This is a genomic window from Streptomyces xylophagus (genome assembly GCF_000716435.1).
GTDB lineage: Bacteria > Actinomycetota > Actinomycetes > Streptomycetales > Streptomycetaceae > Streptomyces > Streptomyces xylophagus.
The window spans coordinates 19,994-32,387 of sequence record NZ_JNWO01000010.1 but is presented as its reverse complement, the minus strand read 5'-3'; the positions used below and the strand labels follow the sequence as shown (position 1 = coordinate 32,387).

At 72.2% G+C, this 12,394-nt stretch carries 13 protein-coding genes and 1 pseudogene; 6 read left to right on the top strand and 8 right to left on the bottom strand.

From position 1 onward, the window contains the following. Nucleotides 1-103: 103 nt before the first annotated feature. Complete coding sequence (gene pdxR / locus OO70_RS23675) at nucleotides 104-1,594, bottom strand: MocR-like pyridoxine biosynthesis transcription factor PdxR (RefSeq protein WP_043675028.1); 1,491 nt, start codon at nucleotides 1,592-1,594, stop codon at nucleotides 104-106. Nucleotides 1,595-1,640: 46 nt separating this feature from the next. Here pdxR and OO70_RS23670 point away from each other — a divergent pair, with 46 nt between their 5' ends. After that, nucleotides 1,641-2,126, top strand: a complete 486-nt coding sequence (locus OO70_RS23670; protein ID WP_043675025.1) for a carboxymuconolactone decarboxylase family protein — start codon at nucleotides 1,641-1,643, stop codon at nucleotides 2,124-2,126. A 9-nt stretch (nucleotides 2,127-2,135) separates the two neighbouring features. On the opposite strand, the gene OO70_RS23665 is transcribed toward OO70_RS23670, so the two are convergent. The 4 genes from OO70_RS23665 to OO70_RS23650 form a co-directional block, all read right to left on the bottom strand. Next, a complete protein-coding gene (locus OO70_RS23665) occupies nucleotides 2,136-3,623 on the bottom strand; it encodes a glutamate synthase subunit beta (protein WP_043675023.1) in 1,488 nt (495 codons plus the stop codon). Between the two features lie 157 nt (nucleotides 3,624-3,780). Then, a complete protein-coding gene (locus tag OO70_RS23660; protein ID WP_043675020.1) occupies nucleotides 3,781-4,260 on the bottom strand; it encodes an anthrone oxygenase family protein in 480 nt (159 codons plus the stop codon). Between the two features lie 177 nt (nucleotides 4,261-4,437). Further along, on the bottom strand, nucleotides 4,438-5,163 hold the full coding sequence (locus OO70_RS23655) for a DUF2293 domain-containing protein (protein WP_078651534.1): 726 nt from the start codon (nucleotides 5,161-5,163) through the stop codon (nucleotides 4,438-4,440). A gap of 35 nt (nucleotides 5,164-5,198) precedes the next feature. Then, the gene (locus OO70_RS23650) at nucleotides 5,199-5,888 is read right to left on the bottom strand and encodes an NAD(P)-dependent oxidoreductase (protein ID WP_043675014.1); all 690 of its coding nucleotides are present in this window, start codon (nucleotides 5,886-5,888) and stop codon (nucleotides 5,199-5,201) included. Between the two features lie 99 nt (nucleotides 5,889-5,987). On the opposite strand from OO70_RS23650, the pseudogene OO70_RS57075 reads away from it, so the two are divergent. The 4 genes and pseudogenes from OO70_RS57075 to OO70_RS23630 all read left to right on the top strand — a co-directional run bounded on the left by OO70_RS57075 (nucleotide 5,988) and on the right by OO70_RS23630 (nucleotide 8,148). Next, nucleotides 5,988-6,442: pseudogene (locus OO70_RS57075) on the top strand (winged helix-turn-helix transcriptional regulator). Nucleotides 6,443-6,459: 17 nt separating this feature from the next. Further along, nucleotides 6,460-7,101, top strand: coding sequence for a nucleoside/nucleotide kinase family protein (locus OO70_RS23640; protein WP_199827388.1), 642 nt, complete (start codon nucleotides 6,460-6,462; stop codon nucleotides 7,099-7,101). Between the two features lie 81 nt (nucleotides 7,102-7,182). After that, nucleotides 7,183-7,575: a PPOX class F420-dependent oxidoreductase gene (locus tag OO70_RS23635; RefSeq protein WP_043675011.1), complete on the top strand. Its 393-nt coding sequence runs from the start codon at nucleotides 7,183-7,185 to the stop codon at nucleotides 7,573-7,575. A gap of 144 nt (nucleotides 7,576-7,719) precedes the next feature. Next, nucleotides 7,720-8,148: a CBS domain-containing protein gene (locus OO70_RS23630; RefSeq protein WP_043675008.1), complete on the top strand. Its 429-nt coding sequence runs from the start codon at nucleotides 7,720-7,722 to the stop codon at nucleotides 8,146-8,148. 27 nt (nucleotides 8,149-8,175) lie between these two features. Here OO70_RS23630 and corA read toward each other — a convergent pair whose 3' ends face one another. Continuing rightward, nucleotides 8,176-9,303 (bottom strand): magnesium/cobalt transporter CorA, encoded by a 1,128-nt coding sequence (gene corA / locus OO70_RS23625; protein ID WP_043675006.1) that lies wholly within the window; start codon nucleotides 9,301-9,303, stop codon nucleotides 8,176-8,178. Between the two features lie 237 nt (nucleotides 9,304-9,540). On the opposite strand from corA, the gene OO70_RS23620 reads away from it, so the two are divergent. Beyond that, a complete protein-coding gene (locus tag OO70_RS23620; RefSeq protein ID WP_043675003.1) occupies nucleotides 9,541-10,335 on the top strand; it encodes a methyltransferase domain-containing protein in 795 nt (264 codons plus the stop codon). Nucleotides 10,336-10,470: 135 nt separating this feature from the next. On the opposite strand, the gene OO70_RS23615 is transcribed toward OO70_RS23620, so the two are convergent. Then, nucleotides 10,471-11,385, bottom strand: coding sequence for a carbohydrate kinase family protein (locus OO70_RS23615; protein WP_234336915.1), 915 nt, complete (start codon nucleotides 11,383-11,385; stop codon nucleotides 10,471-10,473). Next, nucleotides 11,382-12,290: a pseudouridine-5'-phosphate glycosidase gene (locus OO70_RS23610; protein WP_043675000.1), complete on the bottom strand. Its 909-nt coding sequence runs from the start codon at nucleotides 12,288-12,290 to the stop codon at nucleotides 11,382-11,384. The genes OO70_RS23615 and OO70_RS23610 overlap by 4 nt, the downstream gene beginning before the upstream one ends. Nucleotides 12,291-12,394 lie beyond the last annotated feature (104 nt).

The window sequence follows — 12,394 nt, the reverse complement described above, 5'->3', positions numbered from 1 at the left end:
CGCCGGACGATTTCGTGAGCCGGGAGGAGAGCGCGCCGGGCGGCTCGTACCTGCGCAGTACGTCCCGTCTCCTCTCTAGGTGCGAGCGGAGGAGCACGGCTGCTCATCCGGCAGCAGGGACCCCCGCCGACCCGTCCGGAGGGAGCACGTCGCACAGCGCCTCCAACGCGGCTTCGAACGCGGCCTCCGAGGGCGTCGCGTACCCCACGACGAGACCGTCCTGGTCCGCCGTCGCCGACGTGTCCGTTGCTGTTGCCGGCGTCGCCTCCGGGTGCCGGAAGGCCGCGAGCCCGTCCAGGGCGACGCCCTGCCACGCGGCGGCCTTGAGGGCGGAGCGCTCCGTGCCCGGCGGCAGCCGCAGCACCGCGTGCAGGCCCGCCGCGACCCCGGTGACCTCGATGTGCGGGGCCCGCGCGGCGAGCGCCGCGACGAGGCGGTCACGGCGGCTCCGGTACCGCTGCCGCATCCGTCGCACATGACGGTCGTAGGACCCCGACACGATGAAGTCGGCGAGGCTCAGCTGGTCGAGGACGCTCGCCCACGCCTCGCGCTCGCCCTTGGCCGCGAGCACGCCCTCGACGTACCGCTCCGGCAGCACCATCCACCCCAGGCGCAGCGCGGGCGACAGGCTCTTGCTGACCGAGCCGAGGAGGACGACCTGCTCCGGGTCGAGCCCTTGGAGGGCGCCGACGGGCTTGCGGTCGTAGCGGAACTCCCCGTCGTAGTCGTCCTCCAGGACCACCCCGCCACGCGCGCGTGCCCAGTCGATGACGGCGGTCCTGCGCTCGGCGTGCAGGGGGCCGCCGGTCGGGAACTGGTGCGCGGGCGTGAGCAGTACGGCCCGCTCCTTCGTCAACTCCTCGACGCGCGCGCCGTGTTCGTCGATCGGCAGCGGCACGGTCCGTACGCCGGCCGTCCGCAGCAACTCCCGGTGGAAGCCGAGTCCGTACGCCTCGACGGCCAGCGGTCCGCGCAGCACCCCGCCGCCGCCCTGGCCGAACAGCAGCCGCAGCCCGTGCGCGAAGCCGGAGCAGATCACGATCCGGTCGGGTGCGGTCCGCACGCCACGCACGCGTGCCAGGTACTCCGTGAGCGCCTCCCGCAACTCGACCCGCCCGGCCGGGTCACCGGGCCCGAACACCTCGTCCGGCGCCTGCTGGAGCGCCCGCCGGTAGGACGCGAGCCAGGCGGCGCGCGGGAACGCCGACGCGTCGGGCGTGCCCTGACGGAGGTCGTGCCGGGGCGCACGCGCGCGTGGAGGTGCCGTAACCGGGCCTTTCACGGCGTGTCGCATCGGCTGCGCCCGCAGCGGCCGGGCCCGCTCGGCGACCCGGGTGCCCGAGCCCTGGCGCGCGGTCAGCCAGCCCTCCGCGACGAGTTCCGCGTACGCGTCCGCGACCGTGTTGCGGGCGACCCCGAGGTCCGCGGCGAGCGAGCGGTACGGCGGCAGCCGGGTGCCCGGGGCGAGCCGCCCACCGCGCACGGCCGCCCGCAGCGCGTCGATGAGCGCGGCCCGCCGCCCGCCGCTCCCGGACAGCTCCAGATGCAGGTCGGCGCCGATCCGCTCAGCCGAATTGACCCACGATTTCGCCATGGAAATGCACCCTACAATGGGTCTTTCCGGCTCGTAGATTTGTCACATGACGACGAACACGCACGCTCATGTCAGCGCCACGGCGACCCGCATCGACCTCGCGAAGGCCGCCCCGAAGGTCTTCCGCGCCCTCATCGGCTTCGACGCCGCCGCCCGCGAGGGCCTCGACCCGGCCCTGGTCGAGCTGATCCAGATCCGCGCCTCGCACCTCAACCACTGCGCGTACTGCCTCCACATGCACACGAACGACGCCCGCAAGGCCGGCGAGAGCGAGGACCGGCTGCACATGGTCGCCGTCTGGCGCGAGGCCCGGCACTTCTTCACGGAGCGCGAACAGGCCGCACTCGCCCTCACGGAGGCGGTGACCCTGGTGGCCGACGGAGGCGTCCCGGACGACGTCTACGCGCAGGCGGCGGCCCAGTTCGACGAGCAGGAACTCGCCCATGTCCTCGCCCTGATCCTCACCATCAACACCTGGAACCGGGTCGCGTTGTCGACGGCCAAGGTCGCGGGCACGGACCAGCGCCGCTGACGTACGCCCTCACACCACCATCGGCCGGTCGTACGGCCCGATCGGCGCCGGCAGTTGTGAACTCCCCGTCAGATAACGGTCGACGGCCGCCGCCACCGCCCGCCCCTCCGCGATCGCCCACACGATCAACGACTGGCCACGCGCCGCGTCCCCCGCCACGAACACCCCCCGCGCACTCGTCGCGAAGTCCGCGTCCCGGGTGACCGTGCCGCGCGGCGCCATCACCAACCGCAGCTGATCGATGAGCCCGTCCTCCCGGTCGGGCCCGGAGAAGCCGAGCGCGAGCAGCACGAGATCGGCGGGCAGGCTGCGCCCGGAACCGTCCAACGGGCGCCGCTCCGCGTCCACTTCGACCAGGTGCAAGGACCGCACCCGCCCGTCCGCGTCCCCCTCGAAGCGGAGCGTGGACGCCGCGAACAACCGCGCGTCCGCGTCCGCGGCGGGCGCCGTCTCCAGATCCCGCGCCTCCTCGTGCGCCGCCGAGAGCCGATAGATCTTCGGATACGTCGGCCAGGGCTCCGCGTCCTCGTCGCGCTCGGTGTCCGGCTGGGCGTAGATGTCCAACTGGGTGACGGACGCGGCCCCTTCACGCACCGCCGTACCCAGACAGTCCGCCCCGGTGTCACCGCCGCCCACGATCACGACATGCTTCCCGGCGGCGGACAGCGGGGAGGCCGCCAAGTCGCCCTCGCAGACCCGGTTGGCCAGCGGCAGGTACTCCATCGCCTGGTGGATGCCGGTCAACTCCCGCCCCGGCACGTCGAGTTCACGCCAGGCCGTCGCTCCCGTGGCGATCACCACCGCGTCGTAGCGCGCCCGCAGTTCGGCCGCCCCGACGTCCCGGCCGACCGTCGTCGACGTACGGAACTTCGTGCCCTCGGCCCGCATCTGCTCCAGCCGCCGTTCCAGATGCCGCTTCTCCATCTTGAACTCGGGGATGCCGTACCGCATCAGCCCGCCGAGCCGGTCGTCCCGCTCGTACACCGCGACCGTGTGCCCGGCGCGCGTCAACTGCTGCGCCGCGGCAAGGCCGGTGGGCCCGGAGCCGATCACCGCGACGGTCCGCCCGGACAACCGGTCCGGCGGCCGGGGTGGCGCGAAACCGTCGCTCCACGCGCGGTCCGCGATGGCCACCTCGACGTTCTTGATGGTGACCGCGGGCTGGTTGATGGCGAGCACGCACCCCGCCTCGCACGGCGCGGGGCACAACCGCCCGGTGAATTCAGGGAAGTTGTTCGTGGCGTGCAGCCGGTCCGCCGCCGCCCGCCAGTCGTCCCGGCTGACCAGATCGTTCCACTCGGGGATCAGATTGCCGAGCGGACAGGCGTCGTGGCAGAAGGGGACACCGCAGTCCATGCACCTGTCGGCCTGCTTGGTGACGATCGGCAGCAACGCGCCCGGGACATACACCTCGTCCCAGTCCCGCACCCGCTCCTCGACAGGCCTGCGGGGCCACTCCTCGCGCGGAGTGGTCATAAAACCCTTGGGATCGGCCATGGCCGTCTTCCTTGCGTCCGCATACGACAGGCCGTGCGTCATCGGGCGGCACTCTTTCAGCCACGATAAGGCCCACCGGCCGGGCGCGCAGAGTGGGGGAGGCCGCCTTCTCGGGGGAGTCCGCGCAGCTCGCTCTCAGTTGATCTTGGGGGTTCTCTCAGGTGAGGGCCAGCATGTAGACCAGCGCGGCGGCGGCCGAGGCGCCCGCGCGGACGTGATTCCACATCGTCCACTCGCGTACGTACGACGGCCAGTACGCGGCGGCCTCCGGAGTCCCCGGGTCCAGCTTCAGCAGGGCCTCGTTGCGGGGCACGTTCGCGACCAGGGTCAGCCCGAACGACCCGAACAGATACAGCGCGCTGCCCAGCAGCAGCTCCACGGTCCCCTGATCCGGCCACAGCACGAACGTCACCACCGCGATCACCGCGCACAGCACCGCCGAACCGGCGAACAGCAGCATGAAGACGGGGGTCAGCGCCGCCCTGTTGATCGCGTTCATCGCGGCGACCCCCTGCGCGGGTGGCAACTCGGCCAGCCCCCGCATGACCAGCACGGAGAAGGCACAGAACACCCCGGCCATCACCCCGGTCGTGAGCACCCCCAGAACCGTCAGTGTGAAATACGGTTCACCGATCATGCCGACACCAACTCCCGCCCGTAGAGCCGAGATCCTGCCCATCACCGGCCACCACGACAAGTCAGGACCGACCCGGGCCCACTGACCATGGCCGAGAATCGCCGGGCCATACGCGAACGTCCACGACGCCCTCCGGGGGACCGTGTGTCGCGGCGGCGGGATTCCCCGTCGGCCCCCTCACCCGGCCTCCACCTCCGCCTGTGCCCCGGGTTCCGCCCGGACGTCACCCTCCCGCCACCCCCGCAGCACCCGCTCCACCCCCACCGAGATGCGCCGCCGCGCCTCGTACCGCGGCACCCCGCTCATCAGCAACTGGTCGTAGGGCGTGTCCACATGCCGTACGGCCGCCACCACCGCCGAGACCACCGCGCCCTCGGACAACGCCCGCCCCGCCGCACTCCGCCCCACCCGCCCGCTGCCCCGCACCGAGGCATGCGCGGCGATCGTCCGGGCCCGCTCGTCCGGGCAGCCGGGGAACAGCCGTCGTATCTCCGCCGCGAACGCCTCCGTGAACCGCACGTCCTCCGCGGCCCGCCGCCCCGCGTCCCGCACCCGGCGCCGCCGTCGCGCCTCCGCGTCCGCCAGGCACCGCTCCTCGGCACGCGCGAGCCCCGCCTCCTCGACGAGAACGCCCTGCCGTTCGTACCGGCCCCGCCGCCGGTCGAACCGCACCACCACCGCCGACAGCCCGCTCTCCTCCCGCGCCCTGCGCGTCAGCGCCGTGTCCCCGCGCGCCAGGAACACCAGATGCCCGAGATCGGCACAGTCGAGACACCGCGGCACACCGCCCTCGACCACCAGCAACGGCAACGGCCCTTGCCGGCACTCGGCACAGTGCCGCTTCCTGAGCGGCTGAACGACCAGAAGTCCACTGCGGGGCGGGGGAGTTGCGAACGGCGCCATACGAGATGCATTCCCTCCTGTTGCGAGCCTCTCTCCTACGTCCTGCGCACATCACGCGGGACGAACACCGACACGCGCGTACGGTGCAGGGTCGGCGTCTCGATCTCGTCGAGCACCGCCACGGCCAGGTCCGCGTACGACAGCCCGGGCGCGCCCTCCGGCACCCGCTCGTCGCCCAGCCGGTGGTGCCCGGTGCGCGGGGCGTCCTGCTCCAGTCCACCGCCCGGCGTGAGCATCACCCAGTCGACCGCGCCCTCGCCCGCCTCCCGCAGGCGCCGCAGACCGGCCGTGTGGGCCAGCGCGAACGGCCTTATCTCCGGCGGGAACGCCGAGGGGGCGTCCATCACCGGCCGCCCGTCCGCCCCGAGGAGGTTCGCGAACAGCCCGACGGCGACGAGCCGCCGTACCCCTGCCGAGGCCAGACCCTCCAGCAACGCGTCCGCCGCCTTGACGAAGAAGCCGGGATCGAGCGAGTCGAAACCCTGCTCGGGCCCACTGAACGGCGACACCGCGTGCACGGCACCGACCGCTCCGCCCGCGACCTCCCGCACCGACCCGGCATCGGTCACATCACCCCGTACGACCGAGACGCCCGCCGCCCCGAGGTCCGCGTACCGCGCCGGATCCCGCACCACGGCCGTCACCTCGTACCCACGCCCGAGCGCCTCAGCCGTCACCGCCCGCCCGGCCCGGCCCCCGGCCCCGAAGACGACGATCCCGTCCATGCCCAACCCCCTTGTCCGGCAGCGTCGTTCGCTGCCCGACCTGGACGTTAGACACCTGAGGCCCGGTTACTTCAACGGTATCGGCGCTAGCCTCGACGAATGACCGACGCGACGGACGACGCCGTAGGGGACGCGGCACGGGACGCCACACGGCAGGAACCGCTCGACCCCGACATGTTCGACCCCGTGTGTCCCTCCTCCGTGATGCCCTTCCGGGTCGGTGACTGGGGGCACCGCCCACGCCCTTAAGGCAGTGGGGGAGGACCGGGATGGTCGTCCGCTGTCTCGAAGGCGGCCCGCGCCGCTTCACCGAACTCCGCGCACCACTCAGGGCCGTCACCCCCAAGATCCTCAGCGAGACCCTGCGCGCCATGGAACGCGACGGCCTGCTGACCAGGACCGCGTACGACGAGAACCCGCCACGCGTCGAATACGCCCTCACCCCGCTCGGCCGCAGCCTCGTCCCCCTGCTCGACGCCGCCCGCGCCTGGAGCGAGACCCATCTCCCGCACCTCCTCGCCGCCCGCCGGAGCCATCGGCGCGACGCGTCCTGACCGGGGCCTGACGCATCATGGGCCCTGTGCGACTGGAAGCGATCACCTGGGACCGGCTCGGCGACCGACTCGCCGAGCGTCTGCTCGACCTGAAGCCGGCCGACGGCAGCCCCTGGCCGCGCGTCGCCTTCGACGGTGCCCCGGCGGCCCGCCCGGGCGACCTCGCCGAGCGCGTCTCGGAGGCGCTGCGCATACGCGGCCGCTCCTCGCTCGTCGTCGGCACCGAGGGGTTCCTGCGGCCCGCCTCGCTGCGTCTGGAGTACGGGCACCAGGACGTCGACGCGTACTACGACGGCTGGTTCGACACCCGCGCCCTGTGGCGCGAGGTCTTCGGCCCGCTCGAACCGGACGGCGACGGCCGCGTCCTGCCCGACCTGTGGGACCCGGCCGCCGATCGCGCCACCCGCAGCCCCTACGTCCAACTCCCGCCCGGCTCCGTCCTGTTGCTGCACGGCCCCCTCCTTCTGCGGCACTGGTTCCCCTTCGACCTGACCGTCCACGTCCTCCTCTCACCGGGCGCCCTGCGCCGCCGCACCCCCGAGACCGAGCACTGGACCCTCCCCGCCTTCGAGCGCTACGAGGACGAGACCGACCCGGCCGGCACGGCGGACGTCCTGGTGCGCGCCGACGATCCGCGTCACCCGGCGTGGAGCGGGTGACCCGCAGATCCAGAGCCCCGAAGGCCGAGTGACCTCACCCCAAGCCTTTTATATGCGCGTGCATTTAGTTAGGGTGTCGGTATGCCGATCTTCGACGAATCCGTCCGTGCTCTACTCGACGGCAAGAACTTCGCCAACGTCGCCACTCTCCGCCCCGACGGCGCCCCGCAGACCTCGGTGGTCTGGATGAAGCGCGAGGGCGACACCGTGCTCTTCTCCTCACTGGAAGACCGCCAGAAGGTACGCAACCTCCGCCACGACCCCCGCGTCAGCCTGTCGGTGTTCGACCTCGCCAACCCCTACGCCTCGGTCGAGATCCGCGGCACCGCCGAGATCCTCCCCGACCCGGGCAAACGGCTCCCGTACGAGCTCTCGCACAAGTACCTCGGCATCGACCCGCCCGCCGAGAGGGACGACCAGACGCGGGTGATCATCCGCGTCGTACCGCGGAAGGTCGTCGGGTTCCAGGTCTGAGCCCTGTCCCCGGGTGGTGCTCCGGCGCACCGGAAGTCGCGACCGTCCGGGTGCGTTCATCCCGCCGCGCGGCGAGAATGTAGGGCGCCGGGACTAGCGGGACGTTCTGTGCCGCGCCGGCCGTCCGGCACCGGGAGGTACTTCATGACCACCGCCGGAGACATCATGCACCGGGGCGCCCAGTGGATCCCCGCGCACGAGACCCTGGACCGCGCCGCCCAGCTGATGCGCGAACTGGGCGTCGGAGCCCTGCCCATCAGCGACGAGAACGAACGGCTCTGCGGCATCCTCACCGACCGGGACATCGTCGTCGGCTGTGTGGCCATGGGCCACGATCCGGCCAAGATCACCGCCGGCGAGATGGCTCAGGGCACACCCCGCTGGATCGACGCCGGCGCCGATGTCGGCGAAGTGCTCCAGGAGATGCAGGGACACCAGATCCGCCGGCTTCCCGTCATCGAGAACAAGCGCCTCGTCGGCATGATCAGCGAGGCCGACCTGGCCCAGCACCTGACGGAGAACCAGCTCGCCGGGTGGGTCGAGAGCGTCTATGCCCGGAGTGGCATGCGCTGAGCGGCCCGGCGGTTCGGCGGCGGTCGTTCAGAGCCAGCCGTTGCGCCGGAAGCCCCGGTACAGCGCCAGACAGGCCACGGTTATCACGCCGATGACCAGGGGATAGCCGAACCGCCAGTGCAGCTCCGGCATGTGGTCGAAGTTCATGCCGTACACACCGCACACCATCGTCGGTACGGCGATCACCGCGGCCCACGCCGTGATCTTCCGCATGTCCTCGTTCTGCGCGACCGTCACCTGGGCGAGGTGCGCCTGCAGAATCGAGTTGAGCAGTTCGTCGAAGGACGCGATCTGCTCCTTCGCCCGCAGCAGATGGTCGGAGACATCGCGGAAGTAGGCCTGTATCTCCGGTCCGACCACCCGCATCGGCCGGGTGGCCAGCTCCTCCAGCGGGCGGCCGAGGGGGACGACCGCCCGCTTCAGCTCCAGGAGTTCACGCTTGAGCTGGTAGATACGGCCGGGGTCGGCCCGCGCGCCGTTCTCCGCGAACACGTCCGTCTCCACCTGGTCGATGTCCGCCTGGACCGAGTCCGTGACGCTCAGATAGTCGTCGACCACGTGGTCCGCGATCGCGTGCAGCACCGCGGCCGGACCCTTGGCGAGCTGCCGGGGGTTCGACTCCAGCTCCTCGCGCAGCGGCCCCAGCGAGCCGTGCCGCCCGTGCCGCACGGTGATGACGAAGTCGGCGCCGACGAACACCATGATCTCGCCGGTGTCCACGACCTCGCTCGTCGCCGTCAGCTTCTCGTGCTCGACGTAGCAGACCGTCTTGAACACCGCGAACAGCGTCTCGCCGTAGCGCTCCACCTTCGGGCGCTGATGGGCCTCGATCGCGTCCTCGACCGCCAGCGGGTGCAGGTCGAAGAGCTCGGCGATGCCCGCGAACTCCTCGTTCGTCGGCTCGTGCAGACCGAGCCAGACGAAGCCGTCGTCCTTCTTGCGCACCCGCTCGACGGTGTCCACCAGGTCGCCGGCGACCGGGACACGCACACCGTCCTGATACGTGACGCACTTCACCACCGAGGAGCCCAGCGGTGACCGGGCGTGGTGGCTCAGGTCGACCCGCGGGTGCCGCCGGGCCAGCCGCGCCACCTTGCGGAGGCCGCCGACCCTGCCCAGGCCCGTGACCTTCCGAAGATTCCCTGCCATGGACATCCGGCTCTCCTTGCGTGGATCCCCTCGCATCGCATTTCTGCGCCTTGGCGTGCCAGTTTGCCAGGCCGACGTGAGCCGCGGGTAAGCCTGTGGGAACGGAATCCTCCGCTTTGTTCCCGGCTGTGGACGAACCGGTGCACGGTCGTGGCGAGGGTGCCGTGGACCGGAGCTTCGCCCCGCCCGACAACCGGAGCGTCGCCCGCTCCCGACAAGCGGGGCAACTGGGATGATCGCGGCATGACGCGATCCGACGGGTATCTCCTCGACAACCGGCAGTCCGAGGCGGGACAGCGCTTCGACGCCTTCGCCACGCTCTTCGACCCCACGACGTTCCGGCACCTGGAGGGGTTCGGCGTCGGACCCGGCTGGCGCGTCTGGGAGGTCGGCGCCGGCGGCACCTCGGTGGTGTCCTGGCTGGCCAAGAAGGTCGGGCCGACGGGGAAGGTCGTGGCGACCGACATCGACACCTCCCGGGTCGCCTCGGCCGCCCGCCCGCCGATCGAGGTGCGCGTCCATGACGTGGGCGCCGAGGAACCGCCGGGGGACGGCTTCGACCTTGTGCACGCCCGGCTCGTCCTCGTCCATGTGCCGGACCGGGAACGGGCGTTGCGCTCGATGATCAAGTCCCTGCGCTCCGGCGGACGTCTCCTGATCGAGGACGCCGACCCCGCACTCCAGCCCCTGCTCTGCCCCGACGAACACGGCCCCGAGCAGCAACTGGCGAATCGTCTCCGCCACGGCTTCCGCGAACTCCTCGCCGACCGCGGCGCCGACCTCTCCTACGGCCGCAGACTCCCGCGCCTGCTCCGCGAGGCCGGCCTGCGCCGCGTGGAGGCCGACGCGTACTTCCCGGTCACCTCACCGGCCTGCGCCGCCCTGGAATCCGCCACGGTCCGCCAGATCCGCGACCAACTCGTCACCGCGGGCCTCGCCACGGACGAGGACATCGACCGCCACCTGGCCAACGTCGCCTCCGGCACGATGGACCTGGCGACGGCTCCGATGATCTCGGCGTGGGGGCGCAAAGCGTAGGTGGGGGACAGGAGTTGAGGGAGTGGTGGGTCTCCGGTGGGGCCGGCGCCGGGCAGGGGAGTCGCCGTCCGGCGCCAGTGGCAGCCAACTCCCGCTCCACCCAACACAGTTGACCGGCGGCCCCACGCAGCCCCCTCACTCCCGCACCGGCGGCCGTCCTCCCACCCGTTCCACCGCACGCGCTCCCGCCCGGCACCCCTCCCGCGCCGCCTCCTCCGGCTCGGCGCCCGCCAGCAGCGACGCGAGGAACGCCCCCGTGAACGCGTCGCCGGCGCCCGTGGTGTCCCGGGGTGTGGCGGGTTCGGCGGGTACGTGTGCGTGGACCGTGCCGGAGTGGGCCACCAGGGCTCCCTCGGCGCCCTGCTTGGTGACCACCAGGGGGACATGGCGGCTCAACTTGGCCGCCGCGTCCGCCGGATCGGGCAACCCCGTGAGCAGACACGCCTCGTCCCGGCTCGGCAGCAGCACATCGATGCCCTCGACGAGCGCCAGGAACCGGTCCACGCCCAGCTCCACCAGGAACCCCGCCGACGCCGGATCCAGACTCACCGGCACCCCACGCGCGCGTGCCGACGCTACGGCCGCGGCCACCAGCGCCCGGCTCGGCTCGGAGAACAGCAGATAGCCCGACAGATGCAGCCGTACGACGCCGTCGAGCAGCGCGTCCGACCAGTCGCCGGGATCGAGCCGCAGGGACGCGCCGCTGTCGGTGAGGAACGTCCGCTCGGCCGACGCCCCCGTGTCGACCAGGCAGATCACCGTCCCGGTCGCCGCCTCCGGATCGACGACGAGACGGGGCCGCACCCCGGAGGCGACCAGCTCCCGCTCGTGCCACACCGCCGCGTCCGCACCCACACGACCGAGCAGCCGTACGTCCGGACAGCCCCAATGGGCGGCCCAGCACGCCACGTTGGCGCCCGCGCCACCCGGCACCGTCCGGATCGCGGCGACGGTGTCGGTGCCCGGGGCGAGCGGCCCCCGGTGCCGGGCGACGACGTCCGTGACGACGTCCCCGACGACCAGGAGCGCGCCGCCCGACTCCGGTGTCACGCCTCTGCCCAGGCCGCCGCGATCCGCCCGGCCAGCCGTACGTTGCCGCGCACTGCCGCCAGGTTGGCGCTGAGCGAGGCGCCGTCGGTGTGCTCCACGAGGTAGCCGAGCAGGAACGGGGTGACCGCCTGCCCGGTGATGCCCTCCGCCTCGCACGCGTGCAGCGCGTCGGCGAGCACGCGCGCGTGCAGTTCGGGATCCAACTGTTCGTCCTCGGGCACGGGGTTGGCGACGATCAGTGTCGACTCCGGGGCGTCGAGCGCGTCCTGCGCCCGCATCACGGCCGCGACCTGCTCGGGAGTCTCCAGCGTCCAGTCCACCGGGTAGCCCGAGTCGGAGAGGTAGAAGCCGGGGAAGCGGTCCGTGCCGTAGCCGGCGACCGCCACGCCCAGCGTCTCCAGGCGTTGCAGGGTCGCCGGCACGTCCAGGATCGACTTCACGCCCGCGCACACCACCGTGATCCGAGTGGACGCCAGCAGCCCCAGGTCGGCGGACTCGTCCTGCGTCACCGTCCACTCCCGGTGCACCCCGCCCAGCCCGCCGGTCGCGAACACCCGGACGCCCGCCCGCGCCGCCAGCAGCGCCGTCGCCGACACCGTGGTCGCCCCGCTCGCCCCCGCCGCCACCGCGAGCGGCAGATCACGGTGGCCGAGCTTGCGGATGCCGTCCTCGTTGGCGACCCGCTCCAACTGCTCCTTGTCCAGGCCGACATGGGGCCGCCCGTCCAGCACGGCGATCGTCGCGGGGACGGCGCCCTCCTGCCGTACCGCCGTTTCCAGTTCCAGCGCCACCTGGAGATTGCGCGGGCGCGGCAGCCCGTGCGCGATGATCGTCGATTCCAGGGCCACCACGGGTCGACGCGCGTCGATCGCCTCACGTACTTCCTCGGACACCACCAGCACCACGCGCCTCCTGTTGTTCGGTCTTCCCTCATCCCTGGCGGGCGCCGTGCCCGGTCAAACCCTCGCGGAATGTGGGGGACACCACCAGCACCCGACGTGGAAAAAGG